Source organism: Mycobacterium kiyosense, assembly GCA_021654635.1.
Taxonomy (GTDB): Bacteria; Actinomycetota; Actinomycetes; order Mycobacteriales; family Mycobacteriaceae; genus Mycobacterium; species Mycobacterium kiyosense.
This window is the reverse complement of the sequence record AP025179.1, coordinates 5,431,932-5,451,501: the sequence shown is the minus strand read 5'-3', so window position 1 is coordinate 5,451,501 and position 19,570 is coordinate 5,431,932. Positions and strand designations below refer to the sequence as shown.

The window sequence follows — 19,570 nt, the reverse complement described above, 5'->3', positions numbered from 1 at the left end:
TGTCTTATGTCGGCTGCCGGCGGAGGAAACCGGTGTGGCTGGGCGGACGTGTCTTCCGGCAGTATTGGTGAGGCAATGCAGAGAGGTGAGAGCGTGACCGGACCCATCGAGGAGTCCTCCCGGCCGGCTGGTGCCGTGACGGCGACGGCCTGGCCCGACGAGATCGCGGAGGTGCTCACGGGTGCGGCCGAGCAGGCCCGGGCCGCCGTCGCGGAGTTCAGCGGGGCCGAGGCCGTAGGGGATTACCTGGGTGTCAGCTACGAGGACCCGAACGCCGCCACCCATCGGTTCCTGGCGCACCTGCCGGGTTACCAGGGTTGGCAGTGGGCCGTCGTCGTCGCCTCGTACCTGGGCGCGGACCATGCCACCATCAGCGAAGTGGTGCTGATCCCGGGGCCGACGGCACTGCTGGCGCCCGAGTGGGTGCCGTGGGAGCAGCGGGTGCGGCCCGGCGATTTGGGGCCGGGGGATCTGCTGGCCCCCGTCAAGGACGACCCGCGGCTGGTGCCGGGTTACACCGCCAGCGGTGACCCGCAGGTCGACGACGTCGCCTACGAGCTGGGGCTGGGCCGTCGCTGGGTGATGAGCGCCTGGGGCCGCGCGGATGCCGCCGAGCGCTGGCACGAGGGCGACTACGGGCCGGATTCGGCGATGTCGCGGTCTACCAAGCGGGTGTGCCGCGACTGCGGGTTCTTCCTGCCGCTGGCAGGGTCGCTGGGCGCGATGTTCGGGGTGTGCGGCAACGAACTGTCCGCCGATGGCCACGTCGTGGACAAGCTGTACGGCTGCGGTGCGCACTCGGACACGCCGGCTCCGCCGGGCACCGGGTCGCCGATGTACGAGCCGTACGACGACGGCGTGCTGGAGGTGGTTCAGACGACCGTGGTTGCCGAGGTGGCGGCGGAGGAAACCGTGGCCGCGCCGGTCGCGGAGGACCCGGTGACGGGCGAGCCGGTGCCGGGCGACGCGGTCGCAGCGGAGCCGGTGCCGGACGAGCCGGTCGCGGCGGAACCGGTCGTACAACCGGCCACCGAAGACGCGACCCGGGAACCCTCGGCCGAGGGACCGGCCGTGGAGGAACCGTCCGCCGACTAGCCCTGCTCGGCGGCCGCCTTGATCTTGGCCAGCGAAGTCTGCATCCCGTCGACCAGCTCGCGTTCGAAGCTGCTGGTCCCACCCATCAACGCGTTGACCGTCATGCTGGAAAACGCGGAGACGCCGTTCTCGGCGTGTCGGCTTTCCGTCAACCGGGTGCCCGCACCGTGCGGCTCGAGCTCGTAGCTCCAGATCGTGCGGTTGGCGTCGACCCGGAACGCCAGCTTCTGCTCCGGGATGACTTCCACGATCGTGCTGGTGGTAGGCCAGAACAGCTTGTTGCGCCGATTGAAATTCAGGGTGCGGGTACCCGTGCGCAACGGCCCGAACTGGCGCATCCACCGGCACTGGGGGCTCCACTGGGGCATCCGCCGCAGGTCGGAGATCAGCGCCCACACCTTCGCCGGCGGAGCATCGATATCGATCTGGGCTTGTAACAGGGCGGTGGGGGTTGCCATTAGTCCTCCAATTTCTGTTCGAGATACCGTTCGAGGCCGGACTGCGCGCCGCGCGCGCCACGCCGGGCGGCGGCCAACTGCAGCAGGAAGATGCTGGTGCCGAGCACTGACACTCCGAGACCCGCGAGGGTGATGGGCCGCCAACTCTGACAGCTGGGGACCAGGAACGCGACCGCGGCGGCGATCACCCAGCCCAGGGCGCCGACGATGATGATCGGCCAGATCTTGAGCAGCGCCGGTGGCAGCGGCGGCGGTTGGGGTTCGGTGGCCTCGGTGCTCATCGGTTCTCAAGATAACGTGCCGGCCGGCAGCGCCGACCCGTGCCGCGCGTTCGCCGTTTCTCGTCGCTGTTTGCCAGGTTCCGTTGTAACCTCGCGCTGTGCCTGACAGCGATGCGCGGCTGGCTGCCGACCTGTCGTTGGCGGTCATGCGGTTGTCCCGGCAGCTCCGGTTCCGAAATCCCCTCGTCACCGGTGTCGTTGTCGCAGCTGTCGGCGCTGACCACGCTGGCCAACGAGGGGGGCGATGACGCCCGGTGCGCTGGCCATCCGCGAACGCGTCCGGCCGCCGTCGATGACCCGGGTGATCGCCTCGCTGGCCGACGAAGGGCTGGTGGACCGCGCTCCGCATCCGGTCGACGGTCGTCAGGTGCTGGTGTCGGTGTCCGAAGCCGGCGCCGAGCTGGTCAAGGCGGCCCGACGGGCACGTCAGGAATGGCTGGCCGGGCGGCTGGCCACCCTGAACGACGAGCAGCGCGAGATCCTGCGCAGGGCCGCCGATCTGATGTCGATGCTGGTCGACGAAAGTCCGTGAGGTCGCCGGCGCCGGGCCTCGATGTTCAGGACGTCACCGACCCAGACGACCCGCGTCTCGACGATTTCCGCGACCTGAACAGCGTCGACCGCCGTCCTGACCTGCCCACCGGCAAAGGCCTGGTGATCGCCGAGGGTGTGTTGGTGGTGCAGCGCATGCTGGCGTCGCGGTTCACCCCGCGGGCGCTGCTGGGTACCGATCGTCGCCTCGCCGAACTCAGGGACGACCTGGCCGGTGCCTCGGCGCCCTACTATCGCGCCTCCGCAGAGGTGATGGCGCAGGCTGTCGGGTTCCACCTGAACCGGGGTGTGCTGGCCGCGGCGAGCCGGGTTGCCGAGCCCACCGTCGCCCAGGTCGTCGACGGCGCCCGCACCGTGGCGGTGCTCGAAGGCGTCAACGACCACGAGAACCTGGGCTCGATCTTCCGCAACGCGGCCGGTCTCGGGGTGGACGCGGTGGTATTCGGCAGCGGCTGTGCCGACCCGCTGTACCGCCGCGCAGTGCGGGTATCGATGGGACACGCGCTGCTGGTGCCCTATGCGCGCGCCGACGAGTGGCCCGCCGACCTGGCCCGCCTCAGAGAGTTGGGCTTTCGTCTGCTGGCGATGACCCCGCACCACGATGCGCTCCCGTTACCCGAGGCGATGGCGGCGGTTGCCGACGATCCGGTCGCGCTGCTGGTGGGCGCCGAGGGGCCGGGGCTGACGCCGACGCCGGCCGCGCTGCGAATCAGCGACGCGCGGGTCCGTATACCGATGTCGCGTGGCACCGACTCCTTGAACGTCGCCACGGCCGCGGCGCTGGCGTTCTACGAACGGACCGTTTGCCGGGGATCGGGATAGGCTTCCGGTCGTGAACGACGAGTCCGTGCCGTGGGGAACGGGTTTGGGGGTGGCCGCGTTCGTCGCCGCGGTGGTGGGTGCGGCGATCGTGGTGCTCAGCCTGGGTTTGATGCGTGTTCACCCGCTGCTGGCCGTCGGCCTCAACATCGTGGCGGTCGGGGGGACTGGCGCCGACCTTCTGGGGATGGCGACGAACCCTGGTGTTGCGCTGGTTCGTCCTGGGCGCCGGAGTCGGAGTCCTCGGCGCCTGGTTGGCGCTGGCGGCGTTAGCGCTGTCCGCTTGAGCGGACGCCGAGCAGCACGTCCTCCCAGGCCGGGATGGCCGGCTTACCGCGTCGAGCCTGGGTGGGCGGCTCGGCCGGTGCGGCGGCCTCCGGCTGCGCGGGTTGGGCAGGGGGGACGGCTTGGGCGGGTTGCGCTGATTCGTCGGTGGGTTCGAAGGCCAGGCGCGCCACCGGGGCGAGCTGGCGAGGCTTGAAGTCCGGGTCGATCAGTTCGCTGGCCGCGTCGTCGATTGCGGTGACCATGCCGCCGTGTGCGCCGGGAGTGAAGCGGAAGTGCGCCACGTTGTCCGACCGGCCGGCCTGCCAGCCCAGCTGCACCGTCCAGCGGCTGTCCTCGTTGCGCCACGCGTCCCAGGTGAGCTTGTCGGGGCTCAAGCCGCGGCCCACCAGCGCTGCGGTCACGGTCTCCAGCAAACTCATTACCGCGGGACCGTCGGCCAGCACCGGGTGCGCAGCGGTTGCCAGCTCGGCCGCGCGGTAGCGTTCCAGCAGCACCGGGTTGGCGAACCGCTGGATGCGGGCGACGTCGGATCCCGACGCGGCGGCCACTTGCTCGACCGATGCTCCGGCCCGGATCCGGGCTTGAATTTCCTTGGGGCTCAACATGTTCGTCACCACGATGTCAAGAGCGGGTTGCTCGGGGGGCATCGGCTCGCCGTCCAGCACGGCACGTAGCCGGTCGTCGGCGGGCAGCTTGAACTTCTCGGCCGAGCTGGCGCCTTCGCAGAGGACGTATTTGCCGTCGGGGTCTAGCCCAACCACCTTGAGTTCCCGCATGGCTTCTCCTCGCAGGTTCCGTGCAGGTCAGCGCCGGACCCGTCACGTGCGCACTCTAATGCGCCGAACGCCGTTAACCTGGTTGACACGCGGGGCGCGGGTCAGAGCCGCTCGACCACCCAGTCCACGCAGGCGATCAGGGCGCTGATGTCGTCGGGGTCCACCGCGGGGAACATCGCGATCCGCAACTGGTTGCGGCCGAGTTTGCGGTACGGCTCGGTGTCGACGATGCCGTTGGCCCGCAGCGTCTTGGCCACCGCCGCAGCGTCGACCTCGTCGACGAAGTCGATGGTGCCCACCACCTGCGAGCGCAGCGCCGGATCGGCGACGAACGGGGTGGTGTAGGAGCGTTCCTCGGCCCAGGAGTACAGCCGCTGTGACGAGTCCGCGGTGCGCTTGACCGCCCAGTCCAGGCCGCCGTTGCCCAGCAGCCAATCGAGTTGCTCGGCCAGCAGTATCAGCGTGCCGACCGCGGGGGTGTTGTAGGTCTGGTTCTTGACGCTGTTCTCGATCGCGATCGGCAGTGAGAGGAAGTCCGGCACCCAGCGACCGGACGTCGCGATCGCCTCGACGCGGGCCAGTGCGGCCGGGCTCATCGCAGCCAGCCAGAGGCCGCCGTCGCTGGCGAAGTTCTTCTGCGGCGCGAAGTAGTAGGCGTCGACCTCGGTGATGTCGACCGGCAACCCGCCGGCGCCCGAGGTGGCGTCGATGACGACGAGTGCGTCACCGGAGTCGGCCGGCCGCCGCACCGGCACCGCGACGCCCGTCGAAGTTTCGTTGTGCGCCCAGGCGATCACGTCGACGGACGGGTCGGACTGCGGCTCGGGTGCACTGCCCGGGTCGGCCTTGACGATGATCGGGTCGCCGACGAACGGGTTCTTGGCCACGCCCGAGGCGAACTTCGCGCTGAACTCGCCGTAGGTCAGGTGCAGCGAGCGCTTGTCGATCAAGCCGAAGGCGGCGGCGTCCCAGAACGCGGTCGCTCCGCCGTTGCCCAGGATGATCTCGTACCCGTCGGGCAGCGAGAACAGCTGCGACAGGCCCTCGCGCACCCGGCCCACCAGGTTCTTGACCGGCGCCTGGCGGTGCGAGGTGCCGAACAAGTGAGCCGCGGTAGTGCTGAGCACCTGCAACTGCTCGGGGCGCACCTTGGACGGGCCGCAGCCGAAGCGTCCGTCGCGTGGTTTGAGGTCGGCGGGAATTTCGAGGGAAGTCGTGAGCTGTTCAGCCATGACGATCAGGGTAGTGAGCGGCGTGGGGTGACCGACAAATCGGGACCCCGCAAGGCCGCTGACTGGCGCTCCATGTGACCTGGCCCACAGCGAGTCGGGCGGTGCGGGCTAGGCCACAGTCGGTTGGCGCAGTCTGGTGGATTCCCGGTACCGGCGGTATCGTGTTGTTTACACGTCCGATGTAAACACCTCGTTGGGGAGGCTTGAATGGCTAGGACGCGCATGGTTCGACGGTGGCGCCGCAACATGGAAGTTCGAGACGACGCCGAGTACGTGGAAATGCTCGCCACACTGTCCGAGGGGTCGGTGCGGCGGAACTTCAACCCGTACACCGATATCGACTGGGACTCACCGGAATTCGCTGTCACCGACAACGACCCCCGCTGGATCCTGCCGGCGACCGACCCGCTGGGCCGCCACCCCTGGTATCAGGCGCAGCCAGACGACGTGAAGATCAAGATCGGGATGTGGCGCCAGGCCAACGTGGCCAAGGTCGGCCTGCACTTCGAGTCCATCCTGATCCGCGGCCTGATGACCTACACCTTCTGGGTGCCCAACGGCTCGCCGGAATACCGGTACTGCCTGCACGAATCGGTCGAAGAGTGCAACCACACCATGATGTTCCAAGAGATGGTGAACCGGGTCGGCGCCGATGTTCCGGGCATGCCGCGCCGGTTGAAGTGGATCTCGCCGCTGGTGCCGCTGGTGGCCGGGCCGCTGCCGGTGGCGTTCTTCATCGGCGTGCTCGCCGGCGAGGAGCCGATCGACCACACCCAGAAGCAGGTGCTTCGCGAGGGCAAGGCGCTGCACCCGATCATGGAGCGGGTGATGGCGATTCACGTGGCCGAGGAAGCCCGCCACATCTCCTTCGCGCACGAGTTTTTGCGCAGGCGGTTGCCGAATCTAACTCGGCGGCAACGGTTCTGGGTCTCGCTGTACTTCCCACTGACCATGCGGGTGCTGTGCAACGCGATCTTGATCCCGCCGAAAGCCTTCTGGGACGAGTTCGACATCCCGCGCTCGGTGAAGAAGGAACTGTTCTTCCGCTCGCCGGAGTCGCGAAAGTGGTTGCGAGACATGTTCTCCGACGTGAGGATGCTGGCCTACGACACCGGTTTGATGGAAAACCGGTCGGCCCGCCTGATGTGGCGGCTCTGCAAGATCAACGGCAAGCCGTCGCGCTACCGCAGCGAGCCGCAGCGCCAGCACCTGACCGCTGTGCCGGCCGCCTGAAGATTCCGCGAGTTCACTTGTGCCGCACGTAATTACTCAGTCGTGCTGCAATGACGGGTCCTGCGTTTTCGCGTGTCCGGTCAATTGCATCCACCCATCCCCGGACGAGCCGGGCTACGCGACGTCGGAGATGCTGTATATCGACCCGGTGGCCTGCGTAGACTGCGGCGCCTGTGTCAGTGCCTGCCCCGTCGGCGCTATCGTGCCCGACAGCAAGCTGGACCTCAAGCAGTTGCCGTTCGCGGAGATCAACGCGTCGTTCTATCCGGAGCGCCCCGCCGGCGAGAAGTTGCCGCCGACTTCGAAGCTGGCCGCGGTGCTTCCGGCAGCCGAGGTGCGCGCCCGACACGAGCCGCTGACGGTGGCCATCGTGGGATCGGGGCCGGCGGCGATGTACGCCGCCGACGAACTGCTGGTCCAGCAGAATGTGCGGGTCAACGTCTTCGAAAAGCTACCCACCCCATATGGTTTGGTGCGGGCCGGGGTGGCGCCGGATCATCAGCACACCAAGCAGGTGACGCGGTTGTTCGACCGGGTGACCGCCGACCATCGGTTCCGGTTCTTCCTCAACGTCGAAGTCGGCGAACACCTGAGCCACGCCGAACTGCTGGAGCACCACCATGCCGTGCTGTACGCGGTGGGTGCGCCCGACGACCGTCGCCTCGACATCGAGGGCATGGGCCTGCCGGGTACCGGCACCGCCACCGAACTGGTCGCCTGGATCAACGGCCATCCCGAATATGCTTCGCTGCCAGTCGATCTCAGCCACGAGCGGGTGGTGATCATCGGCAACGGCAACGTCGCGCTCGACGTCGCGCGGCTGCTGACCGCCGACCCGGACGAATTGGCTCGCACCGACATCGCCGACCATGCGCTGAAGGCGTTTCGCAAGTCGGCGGTGCGGGAGGTGGTGATCGCGGCCCGCCGCGGACCCGCCCACTCGGCGTTCACCCTGCCCGAGCTGATCGGGCTTACTGCGACCGCCGATGTGGTGCTCGACGCCGACGACCACCGACGGGCGCAGCAGGACCTGGCCACCGCGTCGGATCGACTGACCCGCAAGAAGCTGGAGATCCTGGCCGCGCTCGGTGGCAGCTCGGAGCCGGCGTCGCGGCCGCGTATCCGGCTGGCCTATCACCTGACGCCGCGACGCGTCCTCGGTGCTGCGCACGCCACCGGGGTCGAGTTCGACGTCACCGGCACCGATGAGACACGTCGCATCGACGCCGGCCTGGTGCTGACCTCGATCGGCTACCGCGGCAAGGCAATTCGCGACCTGCCGTTCGACGAGGTGGCGGCCGTCGTCCCCAACGACGGCGGCCGCGTCGTCGACCTCGCCGGGCAGCCCGTCGTCGGCGCCTACGTCGCCGGCTGGATCAAGCGCGGACCCACCGGCTTCATCGGCACCAACAAGTCGTGCTCGCTGCAGACCATCCAGGCGCTAGTGGCCGACTTCAACGCCGGGAAGCTGACTGACCCGGCGGCCAAGCCCGCGGCTCTGGCCAAGCTGGTGGCCGCCCGCCAGCCGGCAGTCGTCGACTCCGCGGGATGGCGCGCCATCGACGCCGCCGAAGTTGCGCGCGGCAGCGCGGTCGGACGGCCGCGGGTCAAGTTCACCGACGTCGCCGAGATGCTCGCGGTTGCCGCCGAGCTGCCGCAGGCGCCGACCCGGGGCCAGCGCCTGCTGGCACGGCTGCGCCGCTAAGCCTGCGCGGACATCGCCTCGGCGATCTCCTCCATGCTGACCTCGCGGACGGGCTGCCCCAGTGACCAGTTGTGCCCGAACGGGTCGGCGATCACGCCGTAGCGGTCACCCCAGAACTGGTCTTCCAGCGGCATCACCACGGTGGCGCCGGCGTCCAGAGCGCGCTGGAACTTGGCTTCGACGTCGGTGACGGTCAGGTGAATGGTCACCGGGGTGCCGCCCAGGGCCTTCGGGGTCATCGACTTGCCGCCGCACATCTCCGGGAAGTCGTCGGCGAGCATCACCATGAAGCCGTTGATCTGCACCGAGGCGTGGATTAGCCGGCCATCGGGGCCGGGGATGCGGACGAGTTCGACGCCGTCGAATGCCTTGACGTAGAAGTCGATCGCGGCGGCAGCGTCGTCGACGACGAGGTGGGGGGACAGCGTGGGTTGGACGGTGATGGCCATGGCTTACTCCTAGGGTTCGATGTGCCTTCGCCGGTATTGACCAGGGTCATGACGAAAACTCATCGCTGTTCAGCGCTCGGAATTCGCCAGTTGCCTTAGCGGGCGAGGGCGCCGGGCGCTCACGCCCGGGCGAGGACGGCGTCCCAACCCGGCACGGATTCCGGGCTGCGCGGGTCGGGGCCCACGTAGATCGCGGACGGGCGGACCAGCTTGCCGAGCCGCTTCTGCTCCAGGATGTGCGCACACCAGCCGGCGGTGCGGCCACAGGTGAACATCGCGGGCATCATCTCCGCGGGTACCTGGGCGAAGTCCAGGATCACGGCTGCCCAGAACTCGACGTTGGTCTCGATCGGCCGGTCGGGGCGGCGCTCCCGCAGTTCAGCCAGGGCGGCCTGCTCGAGAGCCGCAGCGACCTCGTACCGCGGTGCGTTCAGCCGCTTGGCGGCGGTCCGCAACACCCGGGCGCGGGGGTCTTCGGCGCGGTAGACGCGGTGCCCGAAACCCATCAGCTTCTCGTTGCGGTCCAGGATGCCCTTGACCAGGCCGCGGGCGTCATCGGTGCGCTCGACTTCCTCGATCATGGGTAGCACCCGGGCCGGAGCGCCGCCGTGCAGGGGGCCGCTCATCGCTCCGATGGCGCCGGACAGCGCCGCGGCCACGTCGGCCCCGGTGGAGGCGATCACCCGCGCGGTGAACGTCGAGGCGTTCATCCCGTGCTCGGCCGCCGACACCCAGTAGGCGTCGATCGCCTCGACGTGGCGGGGGTCCGGTTCGCCCTGCCAGCGGGTCATGAAACGTTCTGTGACGGTTGAGCATTCGTCGATGACGCGTTGCGGAACCGCGGGCCGGTAGATGCCGCGCCCAGATTGCGCGACGTAGGACAGCGCCATCACCGATGCGCGGGCGAGTTGGTCGCGAGCGGTGGGCTCGTTGGTGTCCAGCAGCGGCTTGTACCCCCAGATGGGCGCCAGCATGGCCAAGCCCGCCTGAACGTCGACGCGTACGTCGCCGGTGTGGATCGGCAACGGGAACGGTTCGGCCGGCGGCAGGCCGCGCCCGAAGTCACCGTCGACGAGGAGTGCCCAGACGTCACCGAAATGGACGCGGCCTACCAGGTCCTCGATATCGACGCCGCGGTAGCGCAGCGCGCCGCCATCTTTGTCCGGTTCGGCGATCTTGGTGGTGAATGCCACCACGCCTTCCAAGCCTGGGACGAAATCCTCGGGGACCACAGTCATGGGGCTTGATTCTTGCACTTACGCGCCGGTCGGTTACTACCGGCCGGTAACCGGCGACGAGTAGCGTGGGCGCGGTGACCGGACCTGAGGAGAATCGCCTGGCTGCGATGCGGGCGGAGTATGGATCCGTCGAGAAGGACGGCAGCCCGGATCTCGATGCGAACTGGTTGGCCGATGGCTGGCTGGTTCTGTTCCGCAGCTGGATGGACGACGCCGAACGCGCCGGAGTCGCCGAACCCAACGCCATGGTGGTAGCCACCGTCTCCGAGGGACGGCCGGTGAGCCGATCGGTGCTGTGCAAAGGCGCCGACGAAAACGGGATCACCTTCTTCACCCACTACAACTCGGCCAAGGGACTCGAGTTGGCGGCGACGCCGTACGCGTCGGCGACCTTTCCTTGGTATCTGCTGGGGCGTCAGATCCATGTCCGGGGTGCGGTCACCAAGGTCGCACCGGAGGCGACCGAGGATTACTGGTCCAAACGGCCGCGCGGGTCGCAATTGGGGGCCTGGGCCTCCCATCAGTCGCAGCCGATCGCCTCGCGGGCGGCGCTGCTCGACCAGCTCGCGGCGGTGACGGCGCGGTTCGCCGACATGGAGCGGGTGCCGGTGCCGCCGAACTGGGGTGGGTATGTGATCGCGCCCGAGGTGGTGGAGTTCTGGCAGGGCCGAGAGAATCGGGTGCACAACAGGATTCGGGTAGCCGGTGGTGTCGTGGAGCGGCTGCAGCCCTAACTGATTTCGGCTTGAGCCTTAGCCGCGAGTGTGACCGGGCCGAGATTTTCGGGGCTGGATTTCGCGGTGGGGTTACCTTCGCGAGAGTTCGTCGAAGCGGGCAAGTGCGGCGTCAAGGTCCTTTTCGTCGAAAACCTCGCAACGACTCACCAATTCGCCCTCGAAGATGATCACGCTGATCACCCGCCACTCGGCTTGGAAACCCTCGTGCGAGGTCTCGCGGGTCAAGTGGGTGATGACGGCTCCGCGTTCGTTCAAACGTGGCGCCGCCACAATGCGGTAACTCAGCTCGGACGGCGCCCGCCATGCCGCGTCGAGTAGCGCGGGCATCTCGCCGGGCGCAATCGACGCCCCTTTGCGGTGATTGATGTTCACCCAATCCGGTGTTGCTGCAAAGAGTTCACGACGGTTGAGCGCGGCGAAACCCTGGTTGATCGCCGACCAGGTGTCCAGGTACGGCGCGGCCTCACCAGCACGGTAGCGGGCGTCCAGCTCGGCGAAGGCAGCATCGACGTCATCGGGGTCGAATACGACGACCGCCTTGATCCGCTCGTCGGCATCGATCTCGACGAGGTTGAGCACGTCGGTTTGGAACATCGCAGAATGCAGAAGAGTGAGCGTGATACGCGTGCCGCGGTTCGCAATTGGAGATGAAGTCAGGTCGCTGGTACCGGCTTCGGCGATGGCCCGCATATTCGCGACATTGGCCTCTCGACCGCGGAGCGTTCCCGAGCCCACCACCTGGCGGCGATCGTCTGTGCAGATGTCTTCGGCATACATCTGCGCCAGGGCAGTCCAGTCGCGAGCGGCGAAGCGCCTGAAGAAACGTTCGTACACCTGGCATGCTGCGCTCTCAAGCTGCGGTGTTGGCTGGCTGAGCTGATCGAATCTCGCGATCGCGAGGTCTAGATCGGATTCGTCGAAAATCTCGCAGCGGTTGCACACCTCCCCGTCGAGCATCGCGAGGTTGACATACCGCGACTCTGTCTGCAGTCCTTGATTCGAGGTCCCTCGCGCCGCGTGAATGACAACGGCTCCGGATTCACCCAGTCGGTGTACGGCCTCGATATAGACGGTTTGTTCCCGATAGAGATCCCAAGAGGCACGGAAGAATTCGGTGAGCTCTCCGGGTGCGAACGCCACCGGGCGATGGTCGATATTGACAAAATCCGGTGTAGTCAGCGGGATTTCGCGCCGATTGAGCGCGGCGTAACCATCAGTGATGGCCGACCAGGTGCGTGCGTAGGGGGCGGCCTCGCCGGCCAGATAGCAGTCATCGAGTTTCGCTATGGCGGCGTCGAAGTCATCGAGGTCGAACACGACGCGCCCTAATATCTTCTCGTCGGAATCGATTTCGACCACGGCGAGCACATCGATGCCGAATGCGTCCGGACGATCGTCGCCGAACGCAGTACGGACACGGTTCAGCACGACACGCTCCCCGCGGGTCGCGATGGTGTCAGTGACCATGCTCACAACCCCGGCCCTGGCGACTACCGAGATTTCGGCCATCACCTCGCCGCGGCCCTGCCGAAGTCCAGACCCCACCACCTTGCGGCGATCGTCCTAGAAGGCGTTGGTGGCCAGCGCTTGCGCCACTGCGTCCCAGTCGCCGGCGACGAAATACGAGTCGATCCGCCGGCACACTCTGGTCGCTGCGTTTTCGGGTCGTACCACCTGTTCGCTGAGCTGATCGAACTTTGCCAGCGCAGCGCCGAGGTCCGCCTCATCGAATACCTCGCTACGGTCGATCAGGTCGCCTTCGATGGTTAGGAGGTTGATCTCTTGCCACTCGGCGTCGAAACCCTCCGGCGACGTCACATCCGTCGCCTCGGCGACGACCGCCCCGAGGTCGTTCAGTCGATGCACGGCCACCACGTAGATGGTGGACTGCGGCGCGAGTTCCCAGGTGGCGCGGATATACGGGACGAGGTCGCCCGGAGAGAACGCTCTTGCTCGGCGGTGGTCGAGATTCACCCAGTCCGGCGTCACGGAGGGGAGTTCGCGTCCGTTGAACGCCGCGAAGTTCCGCATGATCACCGACCAGGTGTGGGCGTACGCGGACGCCTCGCCAGCCAGATATCGGCGATCGAGTTCCTCGAAGGCGGCGTCGAGGTCAGCGGGGTCGAATATCACCGTGCCCGAGACCCTCCCGGTGGTGTCGATCTCAGTGATCTCCAATGTTTCGACGCCCAACGCGTCGGAGCGCGGGTCAGGCGCCTCGAACTTCACGCGGCGAAGGCAGAGGCGTTCACCTCGCAGCGCGAGCGGTGTCGTGGCGATGCCCGCGGCCGAGCCCGAAATCGCGCGGACCTTGTCGATCGCTGCAGCGCGGCCGCCGGTCTCGCGGCGTAGCCCCTGCCGTCGATCATCGACTCGGGTGTCGTCGGCGTACAACGCGCCGACTTCGTCCAGCCGTCCAGCAGCGCAGAATGCGTAGCGCTGGTCGCCCACTCGAGTCGCACTGTTGTGCAACGTAGTTCGCGGGCGTGCCTGCTGCAGCCGTGCGTGAGTGGTGTCGAGTTCAGTGACCGCCACGTCCATGTCTTCGAGGTCGAACCACACCTGAAGGTCGATCCGCCCGTCCGCGTCGATGCGGCAGAGTTGAAGGAACTCGTCGTGTGGTGATCCCGCGCTCGCGTCGGCGGTCCCGACCGTAAGTCGAGTCAGTGCCAGGCGGTCTCCTCGTACAGCGACGACGCCGACGATGCGGAACCGCAGTGCGCCGTTCTCGCATACCCGCCTGACTTTCTGCGGCCACGGGCCGGCAGGCAGGTCATCGACGGCAAAGCCGACAACTCGGCGGCGGCTCTCCACGATTACCGACGGCGAAAACAGCCGCTCCAGCTCGTCCCAAGCTTCGCGATCCACCGCCACCGCGACTTGGCCGGCTGACCGCACACAGGCGTTGTCCAGTTCGACGCTGGCTGCTACGGCTGCGGCGGGCGCCAACGTCGAACTGTGGCCGGCGAGCAGAAGACGTGCCGTATCGGCAAGTGCGGCTGCCTGTTTCCGCTCGTACAGATCGACGGCTCGCTCGGCGGCCGCGCGAGATCCCGCCATGTCGCCGGCGCCGTGCAGGACCGTTGCGAGTGTGAGGCACGCATCGCCGTGATCGACCAACGCGTCGGTACGCTCGGCCAGAGCGACGGCATCTTCGGCGATCCTTCTGGCCTGCTCGTGATCGCCTGAGCGGGTGAGCAAGTGCGCCCGCAGCGTGCGCCACGCAATCGACGCCTTCAACACGTGGCCGGCCAACCGCTCACTTTCCGAACACAACTCGGCCGCCTCGGGTTCACGATCGAGCAGCAGACAGGCCCGACCCAGCAGCGCGGCGGTCTCGGCGGTATCGGCATCCAAGCCCAAGCGACGGAAACCGTTGTAGGCCTTGCGCAGATGCCGCTCAGCCATGGCAGGATCACCGGCGACCATTTCGACGATGCCGGCGAACTGCTCCACCTCGAGCAGTGCGTGCCGCAAGCCGAGCTCGGTGACCGTGCGCCGGGCCGAGTCGATCATGCGCCGGCCCGCGGCCGCGCGACCGCGAAACGCCTCCAGCACGGCCTGGCACCGTGTCGAGGTGGCCTCGACCGTGGGTGATTCGGTGGTGATGCGCAGCAGTCGCACCACGTCAAGACACCGACCACCGGCTCGCGGAACGGGATTGGGACCCCACAGCGCCGCCACGGGTGCGCCCGCCAGCACCGCGTTCACCCGGCGGTGGTCGCGTGCCCGCCGGGCCGCGGTCAGGGCGTCGTCCAGGGCGACTTCGCAGTCGCCGATACGCCCGAGGCGGGCCAGGCACCCGGCCCGAACGGTATGAGCCTTGGCTTCCCCTGCCGCGTCGTCCAGTTCGGCCAGCCTGGCGGCTGCCGCGCCGAGCGCGGCTTCGACCTCGTCGAGCCGTTCGGGGCGGATCAGCATGGACAGTTGCCCGTCGAAGCACGTCGCCCACGCCGCCAACCGCATCAAATGAGCTGTCGCCGAACGTAGTTGCGCCACGGCGCCCGATGCCGACGCCATGTCACCCGCGGCCAGCAGCGCCTCGCAGCGCGCCACCAGCAGCTCGGCGGCCTGCTCGTCGCGGTCAGGCAGTTCCTCGTCGATTTCCTCCAACGCGTGCAGCGCATGGCCGTACAAGTCGGCCGCCCCTTCGTAGGCCAGCCGGGCCATCGCCTGATCCGCGGCCCGACGACAGTAGAACACTGCCTTGGATGCGTTTCCGGCCCAGGCGCATTCGAAGTAGTGGTGGGCCAACTCGGCGAGCATCGGGTCGTCAGCGCCTGGCTGGTTTTCCAGCGTGGTGGCGATGCGCTGGTGCAGCCGCATGCGTCGCACCGAAGCCAACTCGGCGAGCAGCGACTGACGAACCAGGGCGTGGTTGAACCGGTAACGACCACCGGGCTCCTCGATGACCAGGCCGGCTTTGGCCGCTTCGTCGAATGCGTCGACGAGATCCTCACCGACCACCTGCTCCACCAGCTCAACCGCAAACCGGCTGCCCACCACCGCCGCGGCGGAAAGGGCCTTGTTGGTCTCCATGGAGAGTCGAGAAAGCCGGCGGCTCACCGCCTCCCGCACACCCTGCGGCAAGGTGCTCTGGTCCCACACACCGCCGCTCTCGTCGACATGTCGTAAGGCCTCGATGAGGAAGAACGGGTTACCACCGGTGACCGATGCCAACGCGTGGGCGAGTTGCTCGTCTTCGTAACCGGCCTCGGCGACATAGGCGGTCACGTCGTGCTCGTCCAGGCCGCTCAGGCTCAACCGGCTCGCGGTGCCGTCACGGTGCAGGTCCGCCAGCATCGCCGCCAGCGGGTGAGAGCGGTCCAGGTCGGTGCTGCGGTAGGTCCCCACCACCTGGACACGGGCGTGGTCCCCGAAGCGCAGCAGGTGGCGCAACAGCAGCAGCGTCGGCTTGGCGGCCCAGTGTAAGTCGTCGAGTATAAGACCCAAAGGCGCTGCAGCAGAAGTTATTTCGAGCAAAGCGACGACGGCGTCGAACAATGCGTAGCGCTCCGTGTCGGGATCAGCACTGGCCGGTGCCGGCAAATCCGGGACGATGTCTGGCAATCCGGGAACCAGCGGGAGCAGCGCTTCGACACCGCGCAGTCCCCGTAGCCGATCGGCACCGACGCACGGCACCAGCCAACGCAACGCTTCGGCGAACGGCTGATACGGCGCGCCGAGGTCTTCGTCGCAGCGGCCGTACAGGACCGCCGCCCCGTGCCCGTACGCCTGTTGCGACCATTCGCCGGCCAGGCGCGTCTTGCCGACGCCCGGTTCGCCGGCGATCAGCACGGCGTGCGTGCCACGGGCCTGCCAGGCCGAAATGAGTTGCGCGAGTTCGGGCCCGCGGCCGACGAACGGGCCGGGTCCGATCAGCACCGGCGGCAGCGCCGGCCGCTCGATGGGCGCCGCCGTCGGCCGCGGCTGCGGCGCGGTGTCCAGCCGCAGTTCGAAAACGTGCTCGGGTCGCGCCAGATTCTTCAGGTTGCGCATACCCAGATCGTCGAGCACGACATCGTCGGCCAGGGAGTCGACGACGAGTTCGGCGACGGCACCCGAGCATAGGATCTGCCCGCCGGTGGCCAGCGAGCGTAGCCGCGCAGCGCGGTTGACCGCCCGGCCGAAGTAGTCGCCGTCGCGAAGCTCGACCTCACCGCTATGCAGCGCCACCCGAATTCGCATCGGCTGCGCCAACTCCCACGGTTCGTGACCGATCGCTTCCTGCATCTCGATGGCGGCGGCGGCCGCCGCGGACGGACGCTCGAACACCGAGAAGGTCGCGTCGCCCTCGCCACGCGTCTTGACCAGCCGTCCGCCGCGGGCGGTCACGACCTGCTCGACGAGTTCGTCGTGACGGGCCAGTGCGATCGCCATGGCTCCGGCGTCCAATTCCCAGGCGGCAGTAGATCCCTCGATATCGGTCAGCAGGAAGGTAACTGCCCGCGTTACGGACGGGAGTTGTTGTTCCACAAAGACGTCCAGCGATGCGTCCTGCGCGACCAGAGCCGCCTCGAGGCGCCGCAGTTCCGGTCCGGGGTCCACTCCCAGCTCGTCGGCGAGCATTGTCCGGGCCCGTTGGTAGGCGCCGAGGGCCTCCCCTTGCCGGCCGGCCCGGTAGAGCGCGAGCATCAGCTGGCCCCAACGCCTTTCGCGGAGCGGCGCCTCGGCCACCGCGGCTTCGAGGTCGCCGATTATCTCGGCGGCGCGGCCGGTTGCCAACAGTGCGTCGGCCCGGTCTTCGACGAGCGCGGCGTGGCCTTCGATCCAGCGGGTCTTTTCCGAGATGCCGCGCCGGCCGTCGGGCAGTTCGGGGATTCCGCGCCACAACGCCAGCGCTTCCTCGAAGCGGGCCACCGCCTGTCCGGGGTCGCCGGCGGCGGCCGCATCCCGTCCCGCGCGGGCAGCCGCCCGGTAACGCGAGGCATCGATGTCCGCCCCGGTGAGCTTCCAGCCCAAGCCCTCGGTTAACACGAAGCCGTCGCCCAGGGTGCGTCGCAGCGCGGAGATGTGGGTTTGCAGGGCCTTGTCCGCGGTGCGGGGCGGATCGGTGCCCCACAGCAGTTCCAGGAGGGTGTCCGCGGGGACGACGGAGCCGAGGTGCAGGCCCAGCATGGTGAGCAGAGCGCGTGGTTTGGCGCCCGGTATGACGACGGGCGCGCCGCCCTGCCGGACCTGAAGAGGCCCTAAAACCCCCAGTTCCACGTCTTGAAGGGTAGTCACATCAGCCATCGTCGGTAAGACGATTCAACGCGCGGTCAAGGTCGAGTAAAGACCGCGGACAGCGTCACGGACCGATCGGCCGGAACGGCTGCTCTTCAATGTCCTCGCCGATGACCAGTGCCGACCCTGCGGACACTTCGCGCCACATCCCGGGTAGCTCGGTCAGCGGCTCGGAAACAACCACTCGGGCGGCGTCACCAAAATGCCCCAACCGTTCACTCTCGGGATACAACATCCGCACCGAATCCGGATCTTCGCTCACGAACAAGGTGTTGGCCTCCGGGCCGCTCGCATAGCGGACGGCATAGAGCCGTTGCCCGTCGCTGACCCCCAATGTCATCTGCAGCGCGGGTTCGGCCACTCCGGCCGCGGTGGCGGCCGCTTCGACGAAACCCGCCATCCGCGCCAGGGCGCCGAGGGGGTCGTCGGTGAGACCGAAGGTGAGCGCGAGGTGAAACAACAGCTCCGAATCGGTGGAGCCGGCGATGTTGTCGAACAGGTCCGGGCGCACGGCCAACAGCAGATCCCGTCGCAGCCGCCGGTATTCGCCGACGTGCCCGTTGTGTACGAAAAGCCAGTTACGCCAACGGAATGGGTGGCAGTTGGTCTGTTGCACCGGAGTGCCGGTACCCGCACGCACATGCGCAAGGAACAGTCGGGTGCGGATCTCGGTAGCCAGCTCGAGCAGGTTGTCATCACCCCACGCCGGGGTGATGCTGCGGAACAGAGCCGGCTCGGCGCGGTGCTCATACCAGCCCAGTCCGGTGCCGTCCCCGTTGGGAATGTCCATGTTCGGCGCGTGCCGACGGCTCTGCTCGATCAGTGAGCGCTGCGGATCATGCAACAGCTCGCGGGGCGCGATCGGGGCACCCAGGTACCCAACCCACCGACACATGTCTGAGCTCCTTAATGCGCTGCACGCGCCGTCTCGCGGATCACCTTGTGCACGAACGCCAGCTTGCGGACCACCGCGGGCGGAATCTCGAACGGGTACAACGGGTTCTTGCCCATGGCGGTGTTGACGCGATTGAAGCTCAGCGCCAACCACTTCCAGTCCTCCAGCAGCGCCTCGATCGGCGCATCCTCGTAGGACTCCCGGGGCACGACGTCACGTTGCATCAAGAAACGGACCTTCTCGGCATGCAGGATCAGCCCGGACTCCCGGGCGGTGTCGATGGTGCCGGTGATGTGCAGGTAGTGGGCGAAGCACTCGGCGAAGTCCTCCCACGGGTGCATCGTCGCGTACTCGGAGATAAACGAGTCGGCCCAATCGGGCGGGGCGCCGAACTTGTAGTGCCAGGCAATCTCGGCTTGGTAGTCGGCGCGCTCGTCGCCGAAGATCTCCCGGCACTCGGCGAGATAGTGCTGGTCGCCGGTTTCCACCAGGATGTTCTGGTAGTAATGGCCGACCTCGTGACGGAAATGGCCCAGCATGGTGCGGTAGGGCTCGCCGAGTCGGACCCGCAGTGATTCGCGGTATGCGTCCAGCGATTCCACCAAGTCGATGGTGATCACCCCGCCGGCGTGGCCGATCGTGACTCGCTGACCATCGCTGTGACTGGACAGCAGATCAAACGCCAGGCCGCCGTCTTTGCGCCAGAACGGGTCGACGGGCAAGCCGATGTCGATCAGCTGATAAACCAACCGCCGCAACGCAATTCCGGTGGACACCAGCTTTTCCTGCGCGATGGTGTCATCGGCTTCGGGTTCGCGACGGATCAGGGAATGGGCCAGACACCGCCCTCGTTTACCGCCCAATTCGTGTTCGTCGGGCACCAGCCAGTTGCAGTCCAGGCTGGTCGATTTCGCACACGGAATCCAGGTCTGGCTGTCGATTTTCGCCACGCCCGACGAGGTCGCGACCATGGCACGGCTGGGGACGTGCAAGCCGAGTTCCACCGCGCAGCCCGGGCAGCGTCGCGACTCGAAAGGGACGAAGCTGTGGCAGAGCGGACATGCGAACGCGCGCACGCAGCGAGCC

General features: G+C 67.6%; 14 protein-coding genes and 3 pseudogenes. 7 read left to right on the top strand and 10 right to left on the bottom strand.

Going from position 1 to position 19,570, the window contains the following annotated elements; genetic code table 11:
* Positions 1–93 precede the first annotated feature (93 nt).
* Positions 94–876 (top strand): annotated as a pseudogene (locus L6444_RS25530) (DUF3027 domain-containing protein); the annotation flags it as partial.
* Between the two features lie 215 nt (positions 877–1,091).
* Here L6444_RS25530 and L6444_RS25525 read toward each other — a convergent pair.
* Positions 1,092–1,553, bottom strand: a complete 462-nt coding sequence (locus L6444_RS25525; protein WP_236977966.1) for an SRPBCC family protein — start codon at positions 1,551–1,553, stop codon at positions 1,092–1,094.
* A complete protein-coding gene (locus tag L6444_RS25520) occupies positions 1,553–1,834 on the bottom strand; it encodes a DUF2530 domain-containing protein (RefSeq protein WP_236977964.1) in 282 nt (93 codons plus the stop codon). The genes L6444_RS25525 and L6444_RS25520 overlap by 1 nt, the downstream gene beginning before the upstream one ends.
* Positions 1,835–1,932: 98 nt before the next feature.
* Here L6444_RS25520 and L6444_RS25515 point away from each other — a divergent pair.
* The 3 genes and pseudogenes from L6444_RS25515 (at position 1,933) to L6444_RS25505 (ending at position 3,492) form a co-directional block, all read left to right on the top strand.
* Positions 1,933–2,366: pseudogene (locus tag L6444_RS25515) on the top strand (Rv0880 family HTH-type transcriptional regulator).
* The gene (locus L6444_RS25510; protein ID WP_236977962.1) at positions 2,363–3,208 is read left to right on the top strand and encodes a TrmH family RNA methyltransferase; all 846 of its coding nucleotides are present in this window, start codon (positions 2,363–2,365) and stop codon (positions 3,206–3,208) included. The pseudogene L6444_RS25515 and the gene L6444_RS25510 overlap by 4 nt, the downstream one beginning before the upstream one ends.
* A 10-nt stretch (positions 3,209–3,218) precedes the next feature.
* Positions 3,219–3,492: pseudogene (locus tag L6444_RS25505) on the top strand (DUF2537 domain-containing protein).
* On the opposite strand, the gene sepH reads toward L6444_RS25505, so the two are convergent.
* Positions 3,475–4,269 (bottom strand): septation protein SepH, encoded by a 795-nt coding sequence (sepH, locus tag L6444_RS25500; protein ID WP_236977959.1) that lies wholly within the window; start codon positions 4,267–4,269, stop codon positions 3,475–3,477. The pseudogene L6444_RS25505 and the gene sepH sit on opposite strands and share 18 nt — an antisense overlap.
* A gap of 101 nt (positions 4,270–4,370) precedes the next feature.
* Entirely contained in the window at positions 4,371–5,501 is a 1,131-nt protein-coding gene (serC, locus tag L6444_RS25495) for a phosphoserine transaminase (RefSeq protein ID WP_236977957.1), read from the bottom strand.
* 207 nt (positions 5,502–5,708) lie between these two features.
* Between serC and L6444_RS25490 the strand changes: the two genes are divergently transcribed.
* Together L6444_RS25490 and L6444_RS25485 are read left to right on the top strand one after the other, a co-directional pair.
* Entirely contained in the window at positions 5,709–6,734 is a 1,026-nt protein-coding gene (locus L6444_RS25490) for an AurF N-oxygenase family protein (RefSeq protein WP_236977955.1), read from the top strand.
* Between the two features lie 19 nt (positions 6,735–6,753).
* Entirely contained in the window at positions 6,754–8,439 is a 1,686-nt protein-coding gene (locus L6444_RS25485; RefSeq protein ID WP_236977953.1) for an FAD-dependent oxidoreductase, read from the top strand.
* Here the strand turns inward: L6444_RS25485 and L6444_RS25480 are convergent.
* Entirely contained in the window at positions 8,436–8,888 is a 453-nt protein-coding gene (locus L6444_RS25480; protein WP_236977951.1) for a VOC family protein, read from the bottom strand. The genes L6444_RS25485 and L6444_RS25480 overlap by 4 nt on opposite strands.
* 119 nt (positions 8,889–9,007) lie before the next feature.
* Positions 9,008–10,126 carry a citrate synthase 2 gene (locus L6444_RS25475; protein WP_236977949.1) on the bottom strand — a complete coding sequence of 373 codons (1,119 nt, stop codon included), beginning with the start codon at positions 10,124–10,126 and terminating at the stop codon, positions 9,008–9,010.
* 107 nt (positions 10,127–10,233) lie between these two features.
* On the opposite strand from L6444_RS25475, the gene pdxH reads away from it, so the two are divergent.
* A complete protein-coding gene (pdxH, locus tag L6444_RS25470) occupies positions 10,234–10,860 on the top strand; it encodes a pyridoxamine 5'-phosphate oxidase (protein ID WP_236984422.1) in 627 nt (208 codons plus the stop codon).
* 72 nt (positions 10,861–10,932) lie between these two features.
* On the opposite strand, the gene L6444_RS31305 is transcribed toward pdxH, so the two are convergent.
* From L6444_RS31305 to L6444_RS25455, 4 genes are all read right to left on the bottom strand, one after another.
* Positions 10,933–12,330 carry a Cif family virulence factor gene (locus L6444_RS31305; protein ID WP_444980225.1) on the bottom strand — a complete coding sequence of 466 codons (1,398 nt, stop codon included), beginning with the start codon at positions 12,328–12,330 and terminating at the stop codon, positions 10,933–10,935.
* A gap of 96 nt (positions 12,331–12,426) precedes the next feature.
* Positions 12,427–17,571: a BTAD domain-containing putative transcriptional regulator gene (locus tag L6444_RS25465; protein WP_444980226.1), complete on the bottom strand. Its 5,145-nt coding sequence runs from the start codon at positions 17,569–17,571 to the stop codon at positions 12,427–12,429.
* Positions 17,572–17,653: 82 nt separating this feature from the next.
* Positions 17,654–18,484, bottom strand: a complete 831-nt coding sequence (locus L6444_RS25460; protein ID WP_236977947.1) for a class II glutamine amidotransferase — start codon at positions 18,482–18,484, stop codon at positions 17,654–17,656.
* 11 nt (positions 18,485–18,495) lie between these two features.
* Positions 18,496–19,560, bottom strand: a complete 1,065-nt coding sequence (locus L6444_RS25455) for a zinc-binding metallopeptidase family protein (RefSeq protein WP_236977945.1) — start codon at positions 19,558–19,560, stop codon at positions 18,496–18,498.
* Positions 19,561–19,570: the final 10 nt, after the last annotated feature.

Excerpts from the sequence above, each read along its gene's own strand:
- L6444_RS25525 (WP_236977966.1), bottom strand. The coding sequence starts at position 1,553 with ATGGCAACCCCCACCGCCCTGTTACAAGCCCAGATCGATATCGATGCT.
- L6444_RS25520 (WP_236977964.1), bottom strand. The coding sequence starts at position 1,834 with ATGAGCACCGAGGCCACCGAACCCCAACCGCCGCCGCTGCCACCGGCG.
- sepH (WP_236977959.1), bottom strand. The coding sequence starts at position 4,269 with ATGCGGGAACTCAAGGTGGTTGGGCTAGACCCCGACGGCAAATACGTC.
- serC (WP_236977957.1), bottom strand. The coding sequence starts at position 5,501 with ATGGCTGAACAGCTCACGACTTCCCTCGAAATTCCCGCCGACCTCAAA.
- L6444_RS25490 (WP_236977955.1), top strand. The coding sequence starts at position 5,709 with ATGGCTAGGACGCGCATGGTTCGACGGTGGCGCCGCAACATGGAAGTT.
- L6444_RS25480 (WP_236977951.1), bottom strand. The coding sequence starts at position 8,888 with ATGGCCATCACCGTCCAACCCACGCTGTCCCCCCACCTCGTCGTCGAC.
- L6444_RS25475 (WP_236977949.1), bottom strand. The coding sequence starts at position 10,126 with ATGACTGTGGTCCCCGAGGATTTCGTCCCAGGCTTGGAAGGCGTGGTG.
- pdxH (WP_236984422.1), top strand. The coding sequence starts at position 10,234 with ATGCGGGCGGAGTATGGATCCGTCGAGAAGGACGGCAGCCCGGATCTC.
- L6444_RS31305 (WP_444980225.1), bottom strand. The coding sequence starts at position 12,330 with ATGGTCACTGACACCATCGCGACCCGCGGGGAGCGTGTCGTGCTGAAC.
- L6444_RS25460 (WP_236977947.1), bottom strand. The coding sequence starts at position 18,484 with ATGTGTCGGTGGGTTGGGTACCTGGGTGCCCCGATCGCGCCCCGCGAG.